We start from the raw sequence: 22,411 nt of genomic DNA, 5'->3' as shown, positions 1-22,411 counted from the left end.
GAGCGGGCAGGGACCGCGGCGTACTCTGGAGCCGATGTCCGCCACGCCCCTGCCGGCCCCTCGCCCGACCCCGGGCCCGCCGGGAGAACCCGCCGCCGATCCCCTGGTCGTGCGCACCACCCGGATCGACCGGCTGCCCGGCGGTCTCACCGCGCTGATCGACCTGCTGCCGGGGCCGCGCCCGCTGAGCTGGGTGCGCCGGGGCGACGGGATCGTGGGCTGGGGCGAGGCCCTGCGGTTCGAGACCTTCGGTCCCGGGCGCTTCGCCGACGCCGAGGCCGCGTGGCAGGCCACCCTGCGGCACGCGGTGGTGCGCGACGACGTCCGCCTGCCCGGGACGGGCCCGGTCGCGTTCGGCACGTTCGCGTTCGACGACGCCGGCCAGCTCGACGACCAGTTCGGCGACGACCACGCGGGGCGGCCCGACGGGACGCTCGTGGTCCCGCGGGTGGTGGTCGGCCGCCGCGGGGGCGTCACCTGGATGACGACGATCTCCGCCGACGGCACCCTGGACGCTGCGCCGGGGGCCGACGCCCTGCGGGGGGTGAGCCGCACCCCCGTGAGCGCCCCGGGTCGCGTCACCGTGACGGACGGCGCGGTCGCGGCCGACGACTGGCCGGCCGTGGTCAGCGAGGGCGTGGCGCGGATCCAGGCGGGCGAGCTGGAGAAGGTGGTGCTGGCCCGCGACGTCGTCGCCACCGCCGAGCACCCCGTGGACGCGCGCTGGCTGCTGCGCCGGCTGGCCGACCGCTACGAGGCGTGCTGGACGTTCAGCGTGGACGGGATGGTCGGCGCGACCCCCGAGCTCCTGGTCCGCAGCGAGAAGGGGCTCGTCACCTCCCGCGTGCTCGCCGGGACGATCCGGCGCGAGGCCGGCATGTCCGACGACGACGCGCTGCTGCACGCCGCACAGCTCGCCCGCTCCTCGAAGGACCTCGAGGAGCACGAGTACGCGGTGAGCTCGGTGGCCCGTGCCCTCGACCCCTTCTGCACGTCGATGAACGTCCCGGACGCACCGTTCGTGCTGCACCTGCCGAACGTCATGCACCTGGCCTCGGACGTCACGGGCGTCCTCGACCGCCGGCAGGGGCAGGGCGCGGGCGACGCCGTCCCGCCGTCGTCCCTCGCGCTGGCCGCGGCCCTGCACCCGTCGGCCGCCGTGTGCGGCACGCCGACCGTGGCGGCGCGGGACCTCATCCGGGAGATCGAGGGCATGGACCGGTCGCGCTACGCGGGGCCGGTCGGCTGGGTCGGCGCGGACGGCGACGGCGAGTGGGGCATCGCCCTGCGCTCCGCCGAGCTGTCGGAGGCGGACTCTCGGCACGTGCGGCTGTTCGCCGGCTGCGGGATCGTCGCGGCGTCGGACCCGGTCGCCGAGCTCGCGGAGTCGGACGCCAAGCTCGTGCCGATGCGGTGGGCCCTCACCGACGACTGAGACGTTGTGGGCGTGAGTTCGGCGCTATTCCTGGCGGAATAACACCGAACTCACGCCCACAACGACCGGGACGGTCAGTCGGACCAGACCTGCTCGCGGAAGTCAGACCACACCTGGACGTCGGACGTGGCGCCCATCAGGCCGATGCGCGCGTCGGTCAGGCCGAGGAGCATCTCGACGAGGGACGCGCCGCCCACGAGCTTCTCCCCCAGCTCGGCGAGGTCCTGCCCGTCGGGAAGGTCCGCGTGGATCGAGGAGATGTACATCTGCGCGTCGCCGGTCATCGAGACGTAGTCGGCGTTCGTCACCGTGCCCCCGTCGTGGGCGTACGTCTTGAGCCAGAACCCGGGGACCTTCACCTCGTCGACGGAGATCCGCAGCGCGTCGCGGCGGGGGCCGTCCGTCGTGACGGGGACGTTGACGACGTCGATCCCGTTGATGCCCGTGAGCGGGAGCTGCAGGTCCCGCGCCTCGAGGTCGGCGTCGAGCGAGAAGACGTTCTCGTCCTCCCGCACGCCGCAGTCCCCCGGCAGCGAGACGGTGATGTCGTACTCCCCGCCGAACGTGATCCGGGCGCACGGGCCGAGCTCGAGGCGGGCCGCCTCCTCGACATCCTGGCGCGCCTCCTCCGGCGAGGGCTCCCCCGCGTCGTCGTCGGCCGTCTCACCGGGGTCGCCGGAGCCGTCCGAGCCGTCGGCCGCGGTGTCGCCGGGGTCGTCGTCGCCGCTCCCGGGTCGCTCCTCGTCGCCGGCAGGACCGTCCGGCCCGGGCACCGCGTCACCGCCGGGGTCGAGCACGCCGGCGCCGGTGTCCCCGGAGTCGCCCGTGCCGCCGCCGTCGACGGCGGCGTCGCCATCGACGGCGTCCGGGTCCGACCCGTCGTCGTCGGGCCCGTCGGTGGCGTCCGTGGAGGGAGAAGGGCTGGGGGTCGCCGTGCCCTCGTCGTCGCCGCAGATCCACTCGAGCCAGCCCAGCGGGTCCCAGCAGCCCGACGCGGCGGGCACGCCGGCCGGCACCGCGCCGACGGGGGCGGCCACCACCGCCCCGGACCCCGACGCGCCGCCGACGGCGAGCACGGCCGCGGCAGCGACCGCGACGGCGTGCCGCCGGCCGGTGGTGGGCTCCTGGTCCGCGGGCGGTGCCTCGGCGATCGCCCCGCCGGCGGTGTCGGGGCCCACGTCGGCGTCGGTGTCACGACCGTCGCGAGCCCGGGGGAGCCACGAGACGACGAGGATGCCGCCGACGACGCCGAGCACCATGCCGACGCCGAAACCCCCGAGGTTCACGCCGAGGAGCGAGTACACGGAGATCGCGAGCGTGATGACGCCGTAGAAGACGCGGTACTGCGGCTGGAACAGCACGAGCACGCCGAGGGCGATCAGCGCCACCGGGAGCAGCGTGGACTGCATCCCCTCGATGCCGAGCTGGATCTCGAAGCTGTCGAGCTGCAGCCGCCCCGAGAACCAGAGCACGACGCCCGACACGATCGTCAGGACGGCACCCCAGAAGGGGCGCTGCCGGCGCCAGCCGGCGAACCGGGCCCGGCGTCCTGCCGGCGCGGCCGCCTCGGTGGTCTCGTCGCTCACGTGCGGGCTCCCTCGCTCTGCCGGACGGTCAGAAGCACTCGGTGCCGTCGGAGATCTTCAGGTGCAGGTCCGTGAGCTTGAAGACCGCGGCGGAGGTGGCCGACGAGACCTGCTTGAGGTCCTGGATGTCGATGGCGTCGGAGTCCATCGCGAAGTCGCCCTTGTCCCCGTGGGCCTTGGTCTTCACCGTCGAGGCGTCGACGCCGATGCGGATCTGGTTGAACGTCGCCGTGCCGCGCAGGTCGCTCATGCCGATCTGCAGGTCGGTGGCCTTCACCGGGTTCTTCTCGTCCGTGCCCGCGGAGATCAGCAGACCGAGCGGCATGCCGGGCACCTTCACCGACTGGCACAGGTTGTGCAGCGTCGCGTCCTTGATGTTGGCGATGGCGACCGGGTGCTTCTTGCCGTCCGCGTCCTTCGCCTCACCGGCGTACTGGGAGAAGCCGGTGCCCTCCAGGGAGTCGGCGGAGATCTTGAACTGCTGTCCCGAGATCGCCATGGACACCGGGACCGCCCCTTGGGCGACGCCGCCCATGAGGACACCGAGGACGGCGACGGTCGGGACCGTGGCGAGCACCGCACGGCCGCGGCGCGTGCGCGTCAGTGCGCTGAGCTTCATTTCCCCTCCAGTACGTCCGGGCGACACCTGCGTCGCCGCCGACGTGACGGTACGCCCCTACTGAGGCAGCGTCAATAGCGCAGGTGGCGCCGCTCGCGCGCACGACGGCGACCGCCTCGGTCGGGCGTGGCGTGCGCTTATGCTCGCCTCGTGGCAGGAACACGGCGCACCCGTATGAGCCCCGACGAGCGGCGGCAGCAGCTCGTCGCCCTCGGCGTCGCCGCCCTGGCCGACCGGCCCCTCGAGGCCGTCACCGTGGAGGACCTCGCAGCACAGGCCGGCGTCTCCCCCGGCCTCGTGCACTACTACTTCGGCAGCCGCCAGGGCCTGCACTCCGCCATCGTGCGCACCGCCCGCGACGCGATGCTGCACGCCACCGCGCCCCGGCCGGAGCTCCCTCCGCGCGAGCGCCTGCGCGACACCCTCGCCAGGTTCGTCGAGTTCGTCCGCGACCACGACGCGACCTTCTACTCGCTCGTGCGGGGCGCGGCGAGCGGTGACGAGGAGGTCCGTGCGACGGTGCAGCACGCCCGCGACGTCCTCGCCGGGCACCTGCGCGACGCCTTCGAGGAGATCGGGGTCGCCCGGACGCCGCTCCTCGAGGTCGCGCTGCACGCCTGGATCTCCTTCGCCGAGCACGCCCTCGTCGAGGCCGCGGCAGACCCCGCCGTCGCTCCCGACGAGCTCACCGACTTCCTGGAGCGCAGCGCGATCGGCGTCCTCGACGCCCTCCGCCCCCGCCCCCGCCCCTGACCGTTGTGGGCGTGAGTTTGGCGCTATCTCGGGGCGAATAGCGCCAAACTCACGCCCACGACGAACGACGACAGAGCCCCGCGGACGAGACACAGGGGGGTGGTCTCGCCCGCGGGGCGGCGGCGCGGCAGGGGGGATACCGCGCCGGGACCGCACGTCACCGTGCGGGGGCAGTGCCGAGGGCGCGGGGACGGCGCGCCCTCGGCGGTCGGTGGGTGGTCAGCCGCCGTTCTGGAGCAGGTCGCGGAGCCAGTCGGGGAGGTTGTCCGGCTGCGTGGGGTCCGAACCCTGCGAGCCGTCGTCCTGCCCCTGCTGGCCCTGCTGACCGTCCTGCTGGCCCTGCTGGCCGTCCTGCTGACCCTGCTGACCCTGCTGGCCCGACGTCGAGTCCTCCTGGCGCAGCACGAGGGTGGCATCGGTGGTCCGCGTCTGCCCGTCGCGCACGTAGGTCAGGGTGACCTGCTGGTCGGCCGCCTTCTCCCGCACGTATCCCGTGAGCGACTCGGCGCCGTTCACGGCGTCCTCGTCGATCGCGACGATGACGTCGCCCGAGCGCAGTCCCGCATCGGCCGCCGGCGAGCCCGACGTCACCTGCACGACCTGGGCGCCGCGGCGCGTCACGCCGTCTGCCGTCGCCGTCGCGTCCTGCATTCTGACGCCGAGGAACGCGTGCTCGGCGCTGCCGTCGGAGATCAGCTGGTCGGCGATCGTCGACGCCAGGTTCGCCGGGATGGCGAACCCGAGCCCGATCGAGCCCGACTGGCCGCCGCCCATCCCGCTGGACAGCGACGCGATCGACGACGTGATCCCGATGACCTGCCCCTGGGAGTTGAACAGCGGGCCGCCCGAGTTGCCGGGGTTGATCGCGGCGTCGATCTGGATGGCGTTCGTGACCACCTGCTCGGAGGTGCTCTCGCCCGACGCCGCCACGGGGCGGTCGACGGCGGACACGATGCCGGTGGTCGCGGTGTTCGCGAGACCCAGCGGGTTGCCGACGGCCAGCACCGGGTCCCCGACGAGCACGGCCGAGGAGTCGCCGACGGACGCGGCCTGGAGGTCGTCCGGCGGGTCCTGGATCTGCACCACGGCCAGGTCCGTCGTCGGGTCGGTGCCCACGACGTCGGCCTCGTAGAGCCGGCCGTCGGACAGCGAGACCTGGACGGTGTCGGCGCCGGACACCACGTGGTTGTTGGTGAGCACGTGACCCTGACCGTCGTAGACGACGCCCGACCCCTCGGCGTTCTGGGTCTGGATCGCCACGACCGAGGGCGCCACCGCGTCGGTGACGGCCTCCCAGTCCGGGTTCTTGTCCGTCGAGCTCGACACCGGCGCCTCGTCCGCCTGGCGCCCGCTGCCCACGTCGGCGAGTGACGAGGACGACGAGCCGTCGTCGGTGAAGGCGCCCGTGGCGGCCGCGGTCCCGAGGCTCGCCAGCACGGCGGCGGCGACGGCGGCGCTCGTGACCGGGACCCAGACGGACCGCTCACGACGGGTGCGACCCGTACCCGGCGCCCCGGCGGCCGCCGGGGCCGCGTACGGGTCGTGCGGCGCCGGCGGGTACCCGCCGCGCGGCGCCTGCTGGTACTGCCCGTGCTGGTACTGCCCCTGCGGCGCCTGCGGGTGCCCCTGCTGCGGGTAGCCGTGCTGGGCAGGGCCCGACTGCTGGGCGCCGTACTGCTGGGATCCGTGCTGCTGGGGACCGGGCTGCTGGTACGGCGAGCCGGGCGCCATCTGCCCGTAGCGCGGCTGCTGCTGGCGCGGCCCCCCCGGGCGGCCCTGGCCCTCCTGCGGTGCCGGCGGCGCGGCCGGGCCCCGGTCGCCGTGCTCCGTCGACGCGTCGGGGACGGGGAGCTGCTGGGTGGGGTGCTCCTGCGGGGCGTCCCCGGGCCGCGGGATGCGCTGGGTCGGCTGCTCGGCGGCGGACGACGCCGCCTCGTCCGCGGCCCCCTCGGCGATCCGGCGCTGCGGGTCCTGGTCCTGGGGTCGGTCGGCGCCCGACGGCTGCTGCGGTGCGCCCGGGTTGTCGGTGCTCATGGTGCCCTCCTCGATGTTGCCCCCAGGAGACCACCCGATCCTGGTGTCCCTCTTGGCCGAACCTGAGAAGTTCCTGCACGCCCCGTCCCGGGCCCTCCGCGGAGGCGGTGACCCAACCTCACGACGGTGTCACGACACCGCGCGCACCGCCTCGGCGACCCGGGCCGCCAGCGCCCTCGTCCCCACGAGCCGGTCGGCACGCGGGACCCGCACCTCGACGACCTGCACACCGTGCGACGGCGCCTGCAGCGCGTGCCGCAGCGAGCCGACGTCGAGCACCAGCTGGTGGTCCACGCCGTACCCCGCGCACAGCTGGGCGAGGTTCGTCCCGTGGGGGGTGCCGAAGACCCGCTCGAACGTGGCGTCGCCCGCCGCCGAGGCCGCCGCGAGCTCGCCGTGCTCGAGAGTGGCGAAGATCGACCCGCCGTCGTCGTTCACGACGACGATCTCCAGGTCGGCGCCCGCCTCGAGCGGGCCGCGCAGCAGCCCGCCGACGTCGTGCAGGAACGTGAGGTCGCCGACGAGCGCCCGCGTCCGCAACCCCGACCGTGCGGCGGCGAGCGCGACCCCGGTGGCCGTCGAGACCGTGCCGTCGATCCCGGCCAGGCCGCGGTTGGCGACGACGGTCGGCAGGTCGCCCGCCCGCGGGTGGTCCAGCCCGAGCACCAGGTCGAGGTCGCGCACCGGGTTGGACGACCCGACGACCAGCACGTCGTCCGGGCCGAGGACGGACGCCACGGCCCGGGCCACGGCGAGGGCCGCGTGCGGCGCGGCCGGCAGCCCGTCCGCGACGGCGTCGTCGCTCGTCGCGGCGTCGACGACGGCGGCCGCGGCCCGGCTCGCCGCCCGCCAGCGCGCGAGGAACGCCCCGCCGGCGGGCGGCGTCCGCGGCTCGAACCAGCCCTCGGCGAGCGCGGGCACCACGGCCTCGGCGTTGCGGGCGGCGTCCGGCCACGGGCCGCCGCCGGGCGCGACGACGGTGACGACGACGCCGGGCCGCGCGAGGAGTCGCTGGACCGGGCGCGAGAGCGTGGGCCGGCCGAAGACGACGGCGTGCTCGACGTCGGTGGAGATCCCGTCCGCGCCGAGCACCGAGCGGTACGCCGTGACGGCGTTCGGGCCGCCCGCGGCACCGGACGTCGGCTCGGCGAGCAACGGCCAGCCCTGGGCCTCGGCAAGGCGGCGCGCGTCGGGGCCGGCGCCGTCGCCCGCGACGACGAGGGTCCGGGCCGGGTCGCCGTACATGGCCGGGTCGGCGCCCGGACCGGGCGCGGGCCGGACCACCGTGGTGCGCCGGAAGCCCTCGGGCCACACCCGAGCGGAGTTGTCAGGCTGAGCGCCGGGTATACGGCGCGCTGGGTCTGACAACTCGTCGGGCGGGGGGCCCAGCGGGGCCGACGGGTGCAGCGGGTCGCGGAACGCGAGGTTGAGGTGCACCGGGCCGGGGTGGCCGTCGCGCAGCCCCCGCGCGGCGGCGACGGCGCGGCCGACGGTGGCGAGCAGGTCGCGCACCTCGCCGTCGCGGCCGTCCGGCGCAGGGACGTCGACGGCGTGGCGCACCGCCGTGCCGAAGATCCCCACCTGGTCCGTGGTCTGCGACGCGCCGGTGCCCCGCAGCTCGTGCGGGCGGTCCGCGGTGAGCAGCACCAGCGGCACGCCCGCGTGGTGCGCCTCCAGGACGGCGGGGTGCAGGTTCGCCACCGCCGTGCCGGACGTCGTGACGACGGCGACGGGCGCCGTCGCCCCGGCCAGCGCCGTGCCGCGCGCGAGCCCGAGCGCCAGGAAGGCGGCCGCGCGCTCGTCGACCCGCACGTGCAGGGTGAGCGAGCCCGCGTCGGCGGCCTCGGCCAGCGCGTAGGCGAGCGGCGCGGAACGCGAGCCGGGGGCGAGCACGGCGTCGCGCACCCCCAGCGCGGCGAGCTCGGCCACGAGCGCCCGCGCCGCGGCGACGGACGGCGGCAGGTCCGGGGTCATGCCGCCTCCTCCAGCAGGGCGGACAGCCGCGCGTACCGGGCGAGCCAGCGCTCGGTCGTGGGGGCGTCGGCGCGGGCGGCGGCGAGCGCGTCGGCGTCCGGCGGCGGGCGCCGTACCGCGATCGCGCCGTCCGTGGGCAGGAGCGGCTGCGCGACGACGTCGTGCGCCAGGAGCTGGGCGGTGGCCAGCCCGCACGCGTACGGCAGGTCGGGCAGGGCGGCCGCGAGCGCCACCCCGGCGGCGAGGCCGACGGACGACTCCAGCGCGGACGACACGACGACGGGCAGCCCCACCTGCTCGGCCAGGTCGAGGCAGGCGCGCACCCCGCCGAGCGGCTGCACCTTGAGGACGACGACGTCGGCGGCCTCGGCGCGCACCACCCGCAGCGGGTCGTCGGCGCGGCGGACGGACTCGTCGGCGGCGACCGGCACGTCGACGCCACGCCGCACCCGGGCGAGCTCCTCGACGGTCCGGCACGGCTGCTCGACGTACTCCAGGCCGCGGGCCGCGGCGTCCAGCGCGGGGATCCTGGCCAGCGCCTCGGTGACGCTCCAGCCGCCGTTCGCGTCGACGCGCACGGCGCCGATCCCGGGGCCGTGCAGCTCGTCGAACGCGGCGCGGACGGCGGCGACGCGCTCCCGCTCCGCGGCGGCCGGCTCGAGGGCGCCGTCGGGCCCGCGCTGGGCGACCTTGACCTTGGCGGTGCGGCAGCCGCCGGAGGCGAGCACGATCTCGCGCGCCCGCTCGGGGCCGACGGCGGGCACGGTGACGTTGACGGGGACGGAGTCGCGCACGGGGGCGGGGAAACCGACGTCGGCGGCCTCCCGGGCGGCCCGCAGCCAGGTCGCGGACTCGGCGTCGTCGTAGTCCCAGAACGGGGACAGCTCGCCCCAGCCGGCGTCGCCGCGCAGCAGGACGCCGTCGCGCACGTCGAGGCCGCGGAAGCGTGTGGTCAGCGGCGTGCGGTAGACGATCTCGCGGAGCGGCTGCACGCGCTCAGGGTAGTCGTCCTCGTGCCGAACATGTGGTTGGTCCCCGGTTCGGTCGGCCTATCGGGGAGCAACCCCCTGTTCGGCACAGCGGAACGACCTGCTCGACGATCCGGCCTAGGGTGACGTCGTGAGCAGCGCATCCCTCCCCCGGCAGGTGTCCCGCACGTTCGACCCCGCCCGCTGGCGCGACGTCGCCGGCTTCGACGACCTCACCGACCTCACCTACCACCGGGGCGTGGAGCGCGATGCCGATGGCAGCGTGGTGCGCGACCTGCCCGTGGTGCGGGTGGCGTTCGACCGGCCGGAGGTGCGCAACGCGTTCCGCCCGCACACCGTCGACGAGCTGTACCGGGTGCTCGATCACGCCCGCATGACCTCCGACGTCGGCACCGTGCTGCTCACGGGCAACGGGCCGAGCCCCAAGGACGGTGGCTGGGCGTTCTGCTCCGGCGGCGACCAGCGCATCCGCGGGCGGTCGGGCTACCGGTACACGACGGCGGACGACGGGGGCCGGCTCGGCGAGGACGCCGACGCCGTCGACCCCGCGCGCGCCGGGCGGCTGCACATCCTCGAGGTGCAGCGCCTCATCCGCACCATGCCGAAGGTCGTGGTCGCCGTGGTCGACGGCTGGGCCGCCGGCGGTGGGCACTCGCTGCACGTCGTGGCCGACCTGTCGATCGCGTGCCGCGAGCACGGGAAGTTCAAGCAGACCGACGCCGACGTTGGCTCGTTCGACGGCGGGTACGGGTCCGCCTACCTGGCGCGGCAGGTCGGGCAGAAGCGCGCCCGCGAGATCTTCTTCCTCGCCCGCGAATACTCCGCCGACGACGCCGAGCGCTGGGGCGCCGTCAACGAGGTCGCCGAGCACGACGACCTCGAGGTCCTCGGGATCGAGTACGCCCGCGCCATCGCGGGCAAGTCCCCGCAGGCGGTCCGGATGCTGAAGTTCGCGTTCAACCTGGCCGACGACGGCCTGGCCGGGCAGCAGGTGTTCGCGGGCGAGGCCACGCGGCTGGCGTACATGACCGACGAGGCCGTCGAGGGCCGCGACGCGTTCCTCGCCAAGCGCGACCCCGACTGGTCCCGCTTCCCGTACCACTTCTGACTGGGGCCGCGAGCCACTCACCGCGGCGGATCGCAGGGGCCCTTGTCGCCAGGCGCGCCATCCGCCTCGCTCGTTCCTCGCTCGGTTCCCGCCAGGCCCGATCAGCCTGCCGACAAAGGCCCCTCCGACCCACCTCTTCCGGTTGCGGTCACGATGTCGACCACGACCCGCCGTCGCGCGGGACGAGCTCGATCCAGGTGCTGCCGGGGTCGAGCTCGACGGGCTCCCCGTCGCGGGTGAGCTCGACGGGCGCGTCGACGCTCTCCTTGGACCACCGGAGCGTGACCGTGCGCCCGCCGCTCGCGAGGAGGCCCTCGCCGGAGCCGACGAGCTTCGTCTCGGGCACGGGGGCGCCGGCCGGGTCCTTGTACCTCGTGTCGACGACCTTCGTGGACAGGACCAGGACGTTGGTGGCGGTGAGCCGGTCGCCGTCGGCGGAGACCGACGGGGTGGACCCGTCGCTGCGCTGCCACCCGCCGTCGTCCGTGCCGGCGGACCAGTCCCACACCGTGCGCTGGGCGGGCGAGAGGACGACGTCGAGCGTCGTCGCCTTCGTCCCGTCGGAGCTCGCCGTGCCCTCGCCCGCGGCGTCGGCGTACTGGAGCTGGGCGGGCGGCGGGACGGTGCGGTCGCCGTCGGCCAGGTCGAGGAACGCCGCGGGGTCCCCGATCACGTCGTGCGGCGCGGAGCGCTGCGGGTCCCTGGTGAAGCCGGCGTCGCCCGCGTCCATCATCACCGACTGCACGCCGGCGTCGCGCACCGCCTGGACGAACGGGGGCTGCCCGCCGGTGTACGCGAGGATCCCGCCCAGCGGCGCCACGACCGCCGGGTCCATGGGCCGCACCGACCGCACGGGCTCCACGGCCTCGGGCAGCCTGGAGTGGTACACGGCGACGAACCGGGTGATGCCGCCCTCGACGACCTCCTCCCACACCATGTCGGCGTCCTCGAGGCCGGTCTGCGGGCGGGCCTGCGGAGCGTTCTCGACCTTCACCGCGAGCGCCGGGCGGGCGGCGACGTCGTCGGACTCCACACCCGTCAGCGGCCAGGCCGGCGGGATCTCCGGCGCGGGCGGCGAGCCCTTGTCGGTGGTCGAGGTCGGGGTCGGCGCGGGATCGTCGGTGGTGCACGCGGCGAGCGGCAGCAGGGCGGCGAGCAGGGCGGCCACGACCGGGGCTCGACGGGCGGTCGGCGGTGCCACGGTCATGCGAACCCCTCCCCGCGGGACGTGCGGTCCCGTTCACAGTAGATCCGGATCACGCCGGCCGGGGTGCGACACGGCGCCGAGGCTCGCGAACTTCGCGAGTCAGCGCACCTGCCAGGACCCGCCGTCGCGGGGGACGAGCTCGACCCACAGGTTCCCGGGGGCCAGCCGCACCGGGTCGCCGGAGCGCGTCCGCAGCGTGATCTTCTTGCGCACCGACGGCTTGTCCCACCGGACCTCGACAGACTTCCCGCCGGTGAGCAGCACGCCCTTGCCGCGGTCCACCATCCGGGTCTTCGGCACCGGCGCGCCGCCCGGGTCGCGGTAGCGGGTGTTCTCGACCGCGACGGACAGGAGCAGGACGTTGCGGGCCGCGACCCTCGTCCCGGACGACGTGGAGGGCGTCGTGCCGTCGCTGCGCACGTACCCGTGGCGCTTCGCCTTCCACTGCCACACGGTGCGTTGGGCGGTCGAGAGCCGCACGTCCGCCCGGTGGCCCCGGCGCCCGCCGTCCGCGACCGGCGTCGCCTTCCCCGCGCGACGGGCATGGTCGAACTGCGCGGGCGGCGGCGCCGCGCGGCTGCCGTTCGCCTGGTCGGCGAACGTGCGCACGTTCCCGTAGACGTCGTGCGGCGCCGCGCGGCCGGCACTGCGGCGGAACCCGGGGTCACCGCGGTCCATGATCACGGACTGGATGCCCGACCGGCGCACTCCGGCGATGAACGGCGGCTGCCCGCCGCTGTACGCGAGGATCCCGTGCATCGGCGCCACGATCCCCGGGTCCATGGGCCGCACCGACCGCACGGGCCCCACCTGGCGGGGCAGGTCCGAGTGGTAGACCGCCACGAAGCGGCTGATACCGCCCTCGACGACCTGCTCCCACACGACGTCGGCACGGTGCAGGCCCGTGTGCGGGCGGGCCGCGGGCGAGTTCTCGATCTTCACGGCCACCGAGGGCCGCTTCGGCACGGTGTCGGTGCGCTTGCCCGTGAGCGGCCACACGACCGGCTCCGGCTTCGGCGGCTCGGGCACGACGGGCGCGGGCGGCGCCGTCTTCGCCACGGCCGGGTCGGGCGTGGCGGTGACGGTGGGCGGCGCGGCGGGCTCCGCGCCGCAGGCGGCGGTGGCGAGCAGTGCCAGCGTGGTGCCGACGGTGACGACGGGCCGCAGGTGGCGCCGGTCCGCACGCCGGGCGGCGGGCCCGCCGGCGCGGCCGCGGCTCGCCCCGCGGGACGACGGTCCGGGCATGGTGTCCTCCTCGACGACGGTCCGCGGTGCCCCTGGGAGCCCGACCAGGCTACGACAGCGGACCTACGCTGGGCGGGTGCACGACCGACCCCTCCCCGCGCCCGTCGCGGCGCTCCGCGACGCGGTGTCGCGGGCGCTCGACGGCGGCCCCGCCGTCGTCCCGCTCCCCCGCACGTCGTCGGCGCCGCTCCCGGACGACGCCGCGCTCGTGGTCCGCACGTCGGGGTCCACGGGCACCCCGCGCGAGGTCGCGCTCGGCGCCGGCGCCCTGACGGCCTCCGCGCACGCGACGCACGCGCGGCTCGGGGGACCGGGCCGCTGGGTGCTGACCCTCCCGGCGACGCACGTCGCCGGGGCGCAGGTGGTGGTGCGATCCGTGCTCGCGGGCACGCCCCTGACCGCCGCTGACCCCGACGCGCGGTTCACGCCGGACGGGCTGGCGGGCCTGCTGGACCCGGTGCTGCGCGCCGCGGGCGACGAGCCGGTGTACCTGTCCCTGGTGCCCACGCAGCTGCACCGCCTCGTCGCGGCGGCGGACGACGGCGCCCCGCGGGGCCTGCGGACGCTGGCCCGGTGCGCCGGCGTGCTGCTGGGCGGGGCAGCGACGCCGCCGCGGCTCCTGGATCGGGCCCGGGACGCGGGCGTCGCCGTCGTCACCACGTACGGCATGTCCGAGACGGCCGGCGGGTGCGTGTACGACGGCGTCCCCCTGCGCGGCGTGCGGGTGCGCCTCACCGCCCCCGACGGCTCGGGCGTGGGGGTGGTCGAGCTGGCCGGGCCGACCCTGGCCCTGGGCTACGTCGGCGACCCCGCCGCGACCGCCGGGGCGTTCCCCCGCGACGACGACGGCACCCGGTGGTTCCGCACCAGCGACCTCGGCGCCTGGTCCGACGGCGCGCTGCGGGTCCTCGGGCGGGCGGACGACGTCGTCGTGACCGGCGGCGAGAACGTGGCGCCGGCGCCCGTCGAGGGCCTGCTCGGCGAGGTGCTGGGCGGCGAGGCGTGCGTCGTCGGCGTCCCCGACCCGGAGTGGGGGCAGGCCGTCGTCGCGGTGGTCACGCACGAGTCGGCCACGTCCCCGCGTGGTGCAGGACCCGAAGGCGCGTGGGAGGCGGTGACCGGCGACGAGCTGCGGCGGGTGCGGGCCGCCGTCGCGGATAGGCTGGGGCCGCCGTCCGCGCCCCGCCGCGTGTACCGCGCCCCGGCCCTGCCGCTGCGCGGCCCGGGCAAGGTGGACCGCGCCGGCGTCGCCGCGCTCGTGCGTCAGCACGAGGCGCGCGGCTGAGTCCGCACACCGACCTTCGGAGAACCATGGCCACGACGAGCGATTGGGTGGCCGGCGCCCGCCCCCGGACCCTTCCCGCGGCGGCGGCGCCGGTGCTGATCGGCAGCGGCGCGGCGGCGCAGGTCGACGCGTTCGCCTGGCTGCCGGCCGTCCTCGCGCTCGGGGTGGCGCTGGCGCTGCAGGTCGGCGTCAACTACGCGAACGACTACTCCGACGGGGTGCGCGGCACCGACGTCGACCGGGTCGGGCCCATGCGGCTCACCGCCTCGGGCGCCGCACGGCCCGGGCGTGTCCGCGCGGCGGCGTTCGCCTCGCTCGGCGTCGCGGGGGTGCTCGGGCTCGCGCTGTGCGCGGTGAGCGGCCACTGGTGGCTGATCGCGGTCGGGGCGCTCGCCATGCTGGCGGCATGGTTCTACACCGGCGGACGCCGCCCCTACGGGTACGCCGGCCTGGGCGAGGTGGGCGTCTTCCTGTTCTTCGGGCTGGTGGCCACCCTGGGCACCACGTACACGCAGGCCGACCGGGTCACGTGGCCGGCCGTGCTCGGCGCGGTCGGCGTGGGGCTCGTCGCCTGCGCCCTGCTCATGGTCAACAACGTGCGGGACATCCCCACCGACGTCGTCGCCGGCAAGCGCACGCTGGCCGTGCGTCTCGGCGACCACCGGGCCCGCCGCGCGTACGCGGCCGGGATCCTGCTGCCTGTCGCGCTCGGCGTGGCGTGCGCCGCCTGGACCCCTTGGGCCCTGCTGGTCACGGTGCTGCTGCTGCCGGCCGTGCTGCTCGTCACCCCGGTGGTGGCGGGCGCCCAGGGCAGGGCGCTCGTCCCGGTCCTCGCCGGCACGGGGATGTTCGAGCTCGCCTACGGGGTGCTGCTCGGCGCGGGCCTGGCGCTCTGACCCGAGGCCCGAGCGGGCGCCGCGGGGCCGGCCGGGTTCCGTCGAGCCCTGTCGGGGACGGCCGGCCCGCCGTGCGTCAGTGCGCGGGGCCGGCGTCGTCGCGGCGCCCGTCGGGCTCGCCGTCGACCGCGGCGTCCTCGAACTCCGCGTCGACGTCACGCGCCCCCCGGCCGGCCCGGCGCCGCTCGGCGCGCTCGGCGAGCCAGAGCGACGCCGCGTCCCGCGGGCCGCGCAGCGCGAGGTAGGACACGGCGAAGGCGACGACGGCCGCGACCAGCACGAGCAGCCAACTGCCCAGCCCGGCGAGGTAGCCGAGGACGAGCGCGGCGACGAAGATCAGGATCCGCCAGAGGGTGTACAGCACGAGGGGCACGGCACCAGGGTAGAGGTCGCGCGGGGAGGCCACGTCGACTCAGGTGGTGCACCGGTGCGCGCATCGCAAGGCGGACGAGCGAAGGACGGGCGGAGCCCATTCGAGCGAGGACAACGCCGCGAGGCGCGTGCCGGGGTGCCGCCTCGTGGTGACGCGGCCTTCCCGCGCGACCTCTGCGGCGGGATTCCTGGAAGACCCCGCCGGCGGAATAGGCTGGTGCCATGTTCCGTGTGGTCCTGACGCTCCTGGTCGTCGGGCTCGACGTCTACGCCCTCGTCGACCTGTCCAACTCCGAGGAGGAGGACCGCGGCGGCCTGCCCCGATGGCTGTGGGCGGTCATCATCCTGCTGCTGCCCGTGTTCGGCGCCGTCGCCTGGATCGTGATGCGGCAGACGGGGCGGCGCGCCTCCGGCGGCGGCGGTCGACCCAGGCGCCCGGGCCGCGGGCCGCAGCGCCCGTCCGGGCCCGCCGCCCCCGACGACGACCCGGACTTTCTGTGGAAGCTGGAGCAGGAGCGGCGCCGCCGCGAGCGCGGCCGGAGCGACGACACCTGACTCGTTGTGAGCGCGATTTCGGGGACTATCGGGCGTTCGACAGTCCCCGAAATCGCGCTCGCAGCACTGGGCGGGCGGGGGTCAGGAGCCGGTGGTGAGCCCCGAGTAGGAGTGCTTGCCGTTGAAGACGAGGTTCACGCCGGTGAAGTTGAACAGCACGCACGCGTAGCCGACGACGACGAACCAGGCGGCCCGGCGGCCGTCCCAGCCGCGCGTGGTGCGGGCGTGCAGGTAGGCCGCGTAGACGACCCACACCACGAAGCTCCAGACCTCCTTCGGGTCCCAGCCCCAGTAGCGGCCCCACGCGTGCTCGGCCCAGATCGCGCCGCCGATGATCGTGAACGTCCACAGCACGAACGCCACCGCGTTGAGCCGGAACGACAGCCCCTCCAGCGACGCCGTCGTGGGCAGCCGGTCCAGCCAGCGGAACCCCGGGCGCTGCAGGTACGGCGCGCCGGAGTCCCGGCTGTCGCGCAGCAGCTGGAGCACCGACGTCACGAACGCCACCGTGAAGATGCCCGTGGCGCTGATCGCCACGCCCACGTGGATGACCAGCCAGTAGTTCTGCAGCGCGGGCTGCACCCCCGTCGCGGCGATGTAGAACACGTTGAGCCCGAGCACGAGGAACAGCACCGACAGCCCCGTGACGAACGCCCCGAGGAACCGCGCGTCGCGGCGCAGGTTCAGCACGAGGAACACCGCGAGGGCCATGAACGTGCCGACCATCGTGAACTCGTACATGTTGGCCCACGGCGTGCGGCCCGCGGCGAGGCCGCGCAGCACGATCGCGGCGAGGAGCAGCGCCGTGCCCAGCCACGTCGTGGACATGGCGATGCCCGCAGTGCGGCGGCGCGGCGCGGCGGGCGGGACGGCGTCGAGCGTGGTCGAGGGCGCCGGCGTGGAGCCGCCGCCCGCCCCGACGGCCGCGGGGGTCATCGACGCGGCGTGGGCCTCGGCGCGCGCCTCGGTCCGCCGCCCCAGGTCGATCGCGAACGCGACGAGCGCGATGGTCAGCGCGGTCGCCGCGGCCCACACGAGCAGGACGCTCAGCTCGGCGATCTGCATGGTCAGTCCTCCGTGACGGTGGTCGAACGAACGGTGGTGCTGCTGTCGGGGGCGCCGCCGGCGGCACCGTGGGGGCCGTCGGCCGGGGCCTCGGTGGGCACTCCGGGCACGGCGGCGAGCGTCCGGTCGACCTCGCGCTGCAGCCCGGCGTCGTCGCCCCGCGCCAGGCCGGCGAGCTCGACGCGAGTCACTGTACGCCCGTCGTCCCCGGCCGGTTCGCTCCAGGTCCGCACCCACACCCGGCGGCGGGGCGTGAACAGCGACACGGCGAGCCCGCCCAGCGCGAGCAGCGAGAACGTGAGCACGAAGGCCAGCGAGGGGTCGTGCCGCAGGTCGAGGGCGACGTACCGCGGCACGTCGTCGGCGAGCGAGACGGTGCCGAGCCCGTCCGGCAGCTCCACGGTCTCCCCCGGACGCACCAGCACCTTCATGGTGCTGCCGTCGTCCTCCACAGCCGGGTCGAGGCTGGCGGTGTCGAGCTCGTAGACGTTCTGCGGCACCCCCTCGTCGAGGCCCAGGTCCCCGGTGTACACCTCGAGCACCATCAGCGGGTTGTTCGGCTGCGGGAACACCGACCGCGCCGACCCGTCCTCCTCGACGACCGCCGTCGGCAGGAAGTAGCCGATCATGCCGATCTGGTCCTGCCCTGGCGAGACGTCCGGGACCTTCACCACGCCGCGCGAGGTGTACATCTGGTCCTCGGGCAGGAACGGCACCCTTCCGGAGAAGGCGACCTGGCCCTCCGAGTCCTCGACGGTGATGTCGGGTGCGAACCCGTTGCCCTGCAGGTAGATCTTCGACCCGTCGACGTTCAGCGGCTCGTTGACCTTGATCGTCTCGGTGTGCTGCGCCCCCTCCGGCTCCGTGACGGTGACGTGCGCGGTGAAGTCGCGGGCCTGCGCGAACGCGACGGTGTCGGAGGCGAACTCGGAGTCGAACGCGTCGAGCGTCATCGAGAACGGCACCAACGACGTCGGGGAGAACCACGCCCCCGACTCGAACGTGTCGTAGTCGACGACGGCGTTGGCGAACCCGCGCCCCTCCGTGACGATCGCCTGCCCGCGGTAGTGCAGCAGCTGGCCGAGCGCCACGGAGATCAGCAGCCCGAGCAGCGCCAGGTGGAAGAGCAGGTTGCCCGTCTCGCGCAGGTAGCCCCGCTCCGCCGCCACGGTGCGGGTGGCGGGCCTGCCGCGGCGCGGCTCCTCGCCGCCGACGTCCACCCGGAACAGGGGCAGCGTCCGCAACGGGCCGCGCAGGTGGGCCGCCGCGGCGTCCACCACGTCGTCCGGGGACGCGCTCGTCGTCGCCGACGCCGTCGCGGGGAACCGGCCGAACCGCGCCGGCGTCCTCGGCGGGCGGTTCCGCAGCGCCTTGGCGTGCGCGATCGTGCGCGGCACGATGCAGCCCACCAGCGAGACGAACAGCAGCAGGTAGATCGCGGAGAACCAGACCGAGCTGTAGACGTCGAAGAAACCGAGGCGGTCCAGCCACTCCCCCGCCGCCGGGTGGTCGCCGAGGTACTCCAGGACGGCGGCCGGGTCCTGGCCGCGCTGCGGCAGGACCGAGCCGGGCACGGCGGCGACCGCGAGCAGCATCAGCAGCATCAGCGCCACGCGCATGCTCGTGAGCTGGCGCCACGTCCAGCGCAGGGTGCCGCGCCACCCCAGGGACGGCAGGGCCGGTCCGCCGGGCCCCGAGCCCTTGCCGCCGTGCGCCGGGCCCTTCGCTCCGGCGGCGTCCGGGGTGCCGCCCTCGGTGAACGCGTCCCGGATGCCCTCCGGGCGGTAGGTCGTCTCGTCGCTCATCACACCACCAGCTCGAATCCGCCGATCCAGCCCTGCATCTGGCTGGTCCACGACGCCCACAGCCCGCTGACCAGGGCGATCCCGAGCACGACCAGCAGCGCGCCGCCCGCCCGCTGGATCGTGAGCCGGTGCCGCCGCAGGAAGCCGAGCATCCGCTGCGAGGACTGCAGCCCGAGCGCCACCAGCAGGAACGGCACGCCCAGGCCCACGCAGTACGCGATCCCCAGCACCACGCCGCGGGCCGCGGAGGCCTCGTCGAGGGCGAGCGCCTGGACCGTGGCCAGCGTCGGGCCGATGCACGGCGTCCAGCCGAGCCCGAACACGACCCCGAGCAGCGGCGCCCCCCAGAGCCCCGCCCGCGGGCTGAGGTGGAGCCGGCGCTCGCGCTGCAGGAACGGCACCGCGCCGAGGAAGCCGAGGCCGAGCAGGATCACGACGACGCCGAGGACGCGCATGAGGACGTCCTCCCAGCGCACCAGGTAGCTCCCCAGCGCCCCCGCCGCCGCCATGAGCGCCACGAAGACGGCGGTGAACCCGAGCACGAAGAGCCCGACGCCCGCCACGACGCGGCGGCGTGCCGGGGCGGCACGCGACGCCCCCGCGGGTCCGGTCGACACCGCGGCCATGCCACCCACGTAGCCCACGTAGCCGGGGACGAGCGGCAGCACGCACGGCGACGCGAACGACACCAGGCCGGCGACCAGCGCCACCGGCAGCGCCAGCAGCATCGAGCCGCTCCACGCCGTGCTGGCGAACGCCTCACCCATCAGGCGCCCTCCGCGCCGTCCGCCTCGGGGCCGTCGTCCTCCGCTGCGGCTCCGCCGCCCTCGGAGAGGACCTCGTCGACGATGGCCTCCAGGGTCGACCGCTCCACCTCGCCGATGACCCGGGCGGCCACCCGCCCCTCGGTGTCGAGCACGACGGTGGACGGCACGGCCTGCAGCGGGACGACGCCCGAGAGGCCGGCGACGACCTGCCCGCTGCGGTCCTCGATCGAGGGGTACGGCACGTCGAAGGTGCGCTGGAACGACAGGGCCGCCCCGGCCTCGTCCTCCGTGTTGACGCCGAGCAGGTGCACGCCGTCCGCCGCGCGCTCGTTCGCCAGGTCCACGAGGTCGGGCGCCTCCGCGCGGCACGGCGGGCACGCGGCGTACCAGGTGTTGAGCACGACGACGTCGCCCGCCCAGTCGGCCGTGCTCACCTCGTCGCCCTCGAACGTGGTGCCCTCGACGGTGACGGCGTCGCGGTCGTCCGGCTCCCACTGCTTGACCGAGCCGTCGCCCGAGACGAACCCCTGCCCGACGACGTCGCCAGCGCCGGAGTCCTGCGCCCCGCACGCCGCCAGGGCGACGGCCAGCCCGGCGGACGCCGCGACGACCGCCGCCCGGCGCACGGCCCGGCGGGTGCGTGCCTCGCGCATCATGCCCCCGACACCGGGTCGGCACCGCCCAGCAGGGCGCCCGCCGGCTCGGAGTAGTGCAGGCCCGCGAACCGGTCGCCGTCGAACCGCAGCGACGTGAGGGAGGCCAGTGCGCACTCGCGCCGGCGCGGGTCGTGCGCCAGGCTGCGGCCCTCGAACGAGCGGCGCGTCACCCAGACGGGCAGCTGGTGGCTGACGAGCACCACCTCGTGGCCCGCCCACGCGCGGCGCGCGTCGTCCACCGCGGCGCGCATGCGCACCACCTGGTCGGCGTACGACTCGCCCCACGACGGCCGGAACGGGTTCCACAGGTAGCGCCAGTGGCGGGGGTGCGCGAGCTGACCGGGCCGGGACCCGATGGTGGTGCCCTCGAAGTGGTTGCCCGCCTCGATCAGGCGCTCGTCGGTGGACAGCTCGACGCCGAACCCGGTCGCCGTGGGCGCCGCGGTCTCCTGCGCCCGCTGCATCGGCGACGCGACGACGGCGACGACGTCCCGACCGGTACCGACGAGGTGCTCCGCGACGCGGTCGGCCATGGCCCGGCCGCGATCGGAGAGCCGGTAGCCGGGGATTCGCCCGTAGAGCACGCCGTCCGGGTTGTGCACCTCGCCGTGACGCACGAGGTGGACGGTGGTGGTGGCCATGGGCCCAGTGTCCCAGACCGGAGCGGCACCCAGGTCCCGTTCAGCGTGCCGTGAGCGGCGTCACGGCGGGGCCGTCGCGGGCCGGGCGACCGCCCGGCCCACGCCTGCCGGCTCGTGCTCACTCGTGCTCACTCGTGACCGGCGAGCTCCTGCTCGCCGCGCGCGGCGCTCGCCACCTTGGCCATCGCGCGGCCGAGCATCGCCATCTCCTCGTCGTCGAGCACGTCGACGAGGAAGCGTCGCACGGCCGTCACGTGCCCCGGCGCGGAGGCGACGAGGGCCGCGAAGCCGGCGTCGGTCATGACGCAGTTCACACCGCGGCGGTCGCCCGGCGCCGGCCGGCGCTCCACGAGGCCGCGCCGCTCCATGCGGTCCACGGTGTGCGTGAGGCGGCTGCGGGACAGCACGAGGTACTCGGCGAGCGCCGACATCCGCAGGGTCCGGCCGGGCGCCTCGGAGAGCTGGACGAGCAGGTGGTACTCGCCGAGGGTCACCGGGAGCTCGGCGTCGTGCACGTCCCCGAGGGACTCGAAGAACCGGGACGTCCCGTCGAGGAAACGGCGCCACGCCCACTGCTGCTGCTCGTCGAGCCAGCGCACGTCGTCACTGGTCACAGACTTGTCGTTCACGTACCTGCCATCCTCCTCGGCCCTGTCCCCCCGCCCACGGGAATAGGTTACGAGAGCCCGTGGTTGACACCTCGTGCGGGTAGTTGATTGCTCAACTATCTTGATCTCACCACGAACCGCACGCCCCGACCAGCCGAGGAGAACCCATGACCGCGCTTCCCGCAGAGCTCACCGCCGGTACGTACGACATCGACGCCGCCCACTCGACCGCCTCCTTCGCGGTCCGTCACGCGGGCATCGCCAAGGTCCGCGGCACCATCGCCATCACCTCCGGCACCATCGCCGTCGGCGACGACCTCGAGTCCTCGTCCGTCAACGCCGAGCTCGACGCCGCGTCGGTCAGCACCGGCGACGAGAACCGCGACGCGCACCTCAAGAGCGCCGACTTCTGGCACGCCGAGGAGAAGCCGGTCTGGTCGTTCGTCTCCAAGGAGATCTCGACCGACGGCGAGGACTACACGATCACCGGCGACCTCACCATCAACGGCGTGACCAACACCATCGAGCTGCCCACCGAGTTCACCGGCACCGCCACCGACCCGTTCGGCAACCCGCGCGCCGGCTTCGAGGCGGAGATCGAGATCTCCCGCAAGGACTACGGCCTCACCTGGAACGCCGCGCTCGAGACCGGCGGCGTCCTGGTGGGCGACAAGGTGAAGATCGCGCTGGACGTGTCGGCGATCAAGCAGTCCTGACTCCCACGTTCTGCTGACGAGACCCTTCGGGGATGCTTGTCGCGAGGCCGGTCCGCTCGGCCGCTCGTTCCTCGCGGCCTCCTGCCAGGCCCAGC

General features: G+C 75.3%; 21 protein-coding genes. 7 read left to right on the top strand and 14 right to left on the bottom strand.

Annotated elements, in window-relative coordinates:
- Window positions 1-34 precede the first annotated feature (34 nt).
- Window positions 35-1,435 carry an isochorismate synthase MenF gene (locus tag EYB28_RS05425; RefSeq protein ID WP_166845499.1) on the top strand — a complete coding sequence of 467 codons (1,401 nt, stop codon included), beginning with the start codon at window positions 35-37 and terminating at the stop codon, window positions 1,433-1,435.
- A 74-nt stretch (window positions 1,436-1,509) separates the two neighbouring features.
- Here EYB28_RS05425 and EYB28_RS05420 read toward each other — a convergent pair whose 3' ends face one another.
- Together EYB28_RS05420 and EYB28_RS05415 are read right to left on the bottom strand one after the other, a co-directional pair.
- Entirely contained in the window at window positions 1,510-3,021 is a 1,512-nt protein-coding gene (locus EYB28_RS05420; protein ID WP_166845497.1) for a DUF6114 domain-containing protein, read from the bottom strand.
- Between the two features lie 28 nt (window positions 3,022-3,049).
- Window positions 3,050-3,640: a DUF6230 family protein gene (locus EYB28_RS05415; protein ID WP_166845495.1), complete on the bottom strand. Its 591-nt coding sequence runs from the start codon at window positions 3,638-3,640 to the stop codon at window positions 3,050-3,052.
- Between the two features lie 150 nt (window positions 3,641-3,790).
- On the opposite strand from EYB28_RS05415, the gene EYB28_RS05410 reads away from it, so the two are divergent.
- On the top strand, window positions 3,791-4,393 hold the full coding sequence (locus tag EYB28_RS05410) for a TetR/AcrR family transcriptional regulator (RefSeq protein WP_166845493.1): 603 nt from the start codon (window positions 3,791-3,793) through the stop codon (window positions 4,391-4,393).
- Between the two features lie 219 nt (window positions 4,394-4,612).
- Here EYB28_RS05410 and EYB28_RS05405 read toward each other — a convergent pair whose 3' ends face one another.
- The 3 genes from EYB28_RS05405 to EYB28_RS05395 form a co-directional block, all read right to left on the bottom strand.
- Window positions 4,613-6,427, bottom strand: a complete 1,815-nt coding sequence (locus tag EYB28_RS05405; protein WP_166845491.1) for a S1C family serine protease — start codon at window positions 6,425-6,427, stop codon at window positions 4,613-4,615.
- A 129-nt stretch (window positions 6,428-6,556) separates the two neighbouring features.
- On the bottom strand, window positions 6,557-8,401 hold the full coding sequence (gene menD, locus EYB28_RS05400; RefSeq protein ID WP_166845489.1) for a 2-succinyl-5-enolpyruvyl-6-hydroxy-3-cyclohexene-1-carboxylic-acid synthase: 1,845 nt from the start codon (window positions 8,399-8,401) through the stop codon (window positions 6,557-6,559).
- Window positions 8,398-9,393, bottom strand: a complete 996-nt coding sequence (locus tag EYB28_RS05395; protein WP_166845487.1) for an o-succinylbenzoate synthase — start codon at window positions 9,391-9,393, stop codon at window positions 8,398-8,400. The genes menD and EYB28_RS05395 overlap by 4 nt, the downstream gene beginning before the upstream one ends.
- A 127-nt stretch (window positions 9,394-9,520) precedes the next feature.
- Here EYB28_RS05395 and EYB28_RS05390 point away from each other — a divergent pair, with 127 nt between their 5' ends.
- Window positions 9,521-10,498, top strand: a complete 978-nt coding sequence (locus tag EYB28_RS05390; protein ID WP_166845485.1) for a 1,4-dihydroxy-2-naphthoyl-CoA synthase — start codon at window positions 9,521-9,523, stop codon at window positions 10,496-10,498.
- Window positions 10,499-10,646: 148 nt separating this feature from the next.
- Here the strand turns inward: EYB28_RS05390 and EYB28_RS05385 are convergent, their stop codons facing one another.
- Window positions 10,647-11,705, bottom strand: a complete 1,059-nt coding sequence (locus tag EYB28_RS05385) for a DUF3048 domain-containing protein (RefSeq protein WP_166845483.1) — start codon at window positions 11,703-11,705, stop codon at window positions 10,647-10,649.
- 99 nt (window positions 11,706-11,804) lie between these two features.
- On the bottom strand, window positions 11,805-12,950 hold the full coding sequence (locus EYB28_RS05380) for a DUF3048 domain-containing protein (protein ID WP_166845481.1): 1,146 nt from the start codon (window positions 12,948-12,950) through the stop codon (window positions 11,805-11,807).
- A 76-nt stretch (window positions 12,951-13,026) separates the two neighbouring features.
- Between EYB28_RS05380 and EYB28_RS05375 the strand changes: the two genes are divergently transcribed.
- Complete coding sequence (locus tag EYB28_RS05375) at window positions 13,027-14,235, top strand: AMP-binding protein (protein ID WP_240930402.1); 1,209 nt, start codon at window positions 13,027-13,029, stop codon at window positions 14,233-14,235.
- Window positions 14,236-14,261: 26 nt separating this feature from the next.
- Complete coding sequence (locus EYB28_RS05370) at window positions 14,262-15,131, top strand: 1,4-dihydroxy-2-naphthoate polyprenyltransferase (protein ID WP_166845477.1); 870 nt, start codon at window positions 14,262-14,264, stop codon at window positions 15,129-15,131.
- Between the two features lie 76 nt (window positions 15,132-15,207).
- Here EYB28_RS05370 and EYB28_RS05365 read toward each other — a convergent pair whose 3' ends face one another.
- The gene (locus tag EYB28_RS05365; protein ID WP_166845475.1) at window positions 15,208-15,504 is read right to left on the bottom strand and encodes a DUF4229 domain-containing protein; all 297 of its coding nucleotides are present in this window, start codon (window positions 15,502-15,504) and stop codon (window positions 15,208-15,210) included.
- A 221-nt stretch (window positions 15,505-15,725) separates the two neighbouring features.
- On the opposite strand from EYB28_RS05365, the gene EYB28_RS05360 reads away from it, so the two are divergent.
- The gene (locus EYB28_RS05360; protein ID WP_166845473.1) at window positions 15,726-16,058 is read left to right on the top strand and encodes a PLD nuclease N-terminal domain-containing protein; all 333 of its coding nucleotides are present in this window, start codon (window positions 15,726-15,728) and stop codon (window positions 16,056-16,058) included.
- An 81-nt stretch (window positions 16,059-16,139) separates the two neighbouring features.
- Here EYB28_RS05360 and ccsB read toward each other — a convergent pair whose 3' ends face one another.
- The 6 genes from ccsB to EYB28_RS05330 form a co-directional block, all read right to left on the bottom strand.
- A complete protein-coding gene (gene ccsB / locus EYB28_RS05355; protein WP_166845472.1) occupies window positions 16,140-17,123 on the bottom strand; it encodes a c-type cytochrome biogenesis protein CcsB in 984 nt (327 codons plus the stop codon).
- Between the two features lie 2 nt (window positions 17,124-17,125).
- Window positions 17,126-18,928 carry a cytochrome c biogenesis protein ResB gene (locus EYB28_RS05350; protein ID WP_166845470.1) on the bottom strand — a complete coding sequence of 601 codons (1,803 nt, stop codon included), beginning with the start codon at window positions 18,926-18,928 and terminating at the stop codon, window positions 17,126-17,128.
- Window positions 18,928-19,695 carry a cytochrome c biogenesis CcdA family protein gene (locus tag EYB28_RS05345; protein WP_166845468.1) on the bottom strand — a complete coding sequence of 256 codons (768 nt, stop codon included), beginning with the start codon at window positions 19,693-19,695 and terminating at the stop codon, window positions 18,928-18,930. The genes EYB28_RS05350 and EYB28_RS05345 overlap by 1 nt, the downstream gene beginning before the upstream one ends.
- On the bottom strand, window positions 19,695-20,348 hold the full coding sequence (locus EYB28_RS05340) for a TlpA disulfide reductase family protein (RefSeq protein ID WP_166851765.1): 654 nt from the start codon (window positions 20,346-20,348) through the stop codon (window positions 19,695-19,697). The genes EYB28_RS05345 and EYB28_RS05340 overlap by 1 nt, the downstream gene beginning before the upstream one ends.
- Window positions 20,348-20,992 (bottom strand): histidine phosphatase family protein, encoded by a 645-nt coding sequence (locus tag EYB28_RS05335; protein WP_166845466.1) that lies wholly within the window; start codon window positions 20,990-20,992, stop codon window positions 20,348-20,350. The genes EYB28_RS05340 and EYB28_RS05335 overlap by 1 nt, the downstream gene beginning before the upstream one ends.
- A gap of 128 nt (window positions 20,993-21,120) precedes the next feature.
- The gene (locus EYB28_RS05330) at window positions 21,121-21,606 is read right to left on the bottom strand and encodes a MarR family winged helix-turn-helix transcriptional regulator (RefSeq protein ID WP_240930401.1); all 486 of its coding nucleotides are present in this window, start codon (window positions 21,604-21,606) and stop codon (window positions 21,121-21,123) included.
- A 161-nt stretch (window positions 21,607-21,767) separates the two neighbouring features.
- Between EYB28_RS05330 and EYB28_RS05325 the strand changes: the two genes are divergently transcribed.
- Window positions 21,768-22,316, top strand: a complete 549-nt coding sequence (locus EYB28_RS05325) for a YceI family protein (protein ID WP_166845462.1) — start codon at window positions 21,768-21,770, stop codon at window positions 22,314-22,316.
- The last annotated feature ends 95 nt before the right edge of the window (window positions 22,317-22,411 follow it).

Origin of the sequence: Isoptericola sp. BMS4, from assembly GCF_011634835.1 — a bacterium.
GTDB lineage: Bacteria > Actinomycetota > Actinomycetes > Actinomycetales > Cellulomonadaceae > Isoptericola.
The sequence above is the reverse complement of the archived record's forward strand: the minus strand, read 5'-3'. Positions and strand labels throughout refer to the sequence as shown.

Bases quoted from the DNA above. Each gene is read 5' to 3' on its own strand.
- EYB28_RS05360 (WP_166845473.1), top strand. From the start codon at position 15,726: ATGTTCCGTGTGGTCCTGACGCTCCTGGTCGTCGGGCTCGACGTCTAC.
- ccsB (WP_166845472.1), bottom strand. From the start codon at position 17,123: ATGCAGATCGCCGAGCTGAGCGTCCTGCTCGTGTGGGCCGCGGCGACC.
- menD (WP_166845489.1), bottom strand. From the start codon at position 8,401: ATGACCCCGGACCTGCCGCCGTCCGTCGCCGCGGCGCGGGCGCTCGTG.
- EYB28_RS05380 (WP_166845481.1), bottom strand. From the start codon at position 12,950: ATGCCCGGACCGTCGTCCCGCGGGGCGAGCCGCGGCCGCGCCGGCGGG.
- EYB28_RS05345 (WP_166845468.1), bottom strand. From the start codon at position 19,695: ATGGGTGAGGCGTTCGCCAGCACGGCGTGGAGCGGCTCGATGCTGCTG.
- EYB28_RS05335 (WP_166845466.1), bottom strand. From the start codon at position 20,992: ATGGCCACCACCACCGTCCACCTCGTGCGTCACGGCGAGGTGCACAAC.
- EYB28_RS05415 (WP_166845495.1), bottom strand. From the start codon at position 3,640: ATGAAGCTCAGCGCACTGACGCGCACGCGCCGCGGCCGTGCGGTGCTC.
- EYB28_RS05385 (WP_166845483.1), bottom strand. From the start codon at position 11,705: ATGACCGTGGCACCGCCGACCGCCCGTCGAGCCCCGGTCGTGGCCGCC.
- EYB28_RS05370 (WP_166845477.1), top strand. From the start codon at position 14,262: ATGGCCACGACGAGCGATTGGGTGGCCGGCGCCCGCCCCCGGACCCTT.
- EYB28_RS05350 (WP_166845470.1), bottom strand. From the start codon at position 18,928: ATGAGCGACGAGACGACCTACCGCCCGGAGGGCATCCGGGACGCGTTC.
- EYB28_RS05325 (WP_166845462.1), top strand. From the start codon at position 21,768: ATGACCGCGCTTCCCGCAGAGCTCACCGCCGGTACGTACGACATCGAC.
- EYB28_RS05405 (WP_166845491.1), bottom strand. From the start codon at position 6,427: ATGAGCACCGACAACCCGGGCGCACCGCAGCAGCCGTCGGGCGCCGAC.
- EYB28_RS05425 (WP_166845499.1), top strand. From the start codon at position 35: ATGTCCGCCACGCCCCTGCCGGCCCCTCGCCCGACCCCGGGCCCGCCG.
- EYB28_RS05340 (WP_166851765.1), bottom strand. From the start codon at position 20,348: ATGCGCGAGGCACGCACCCGCCGGGCCGTGCGCCGGGCGGCGGTCGTC.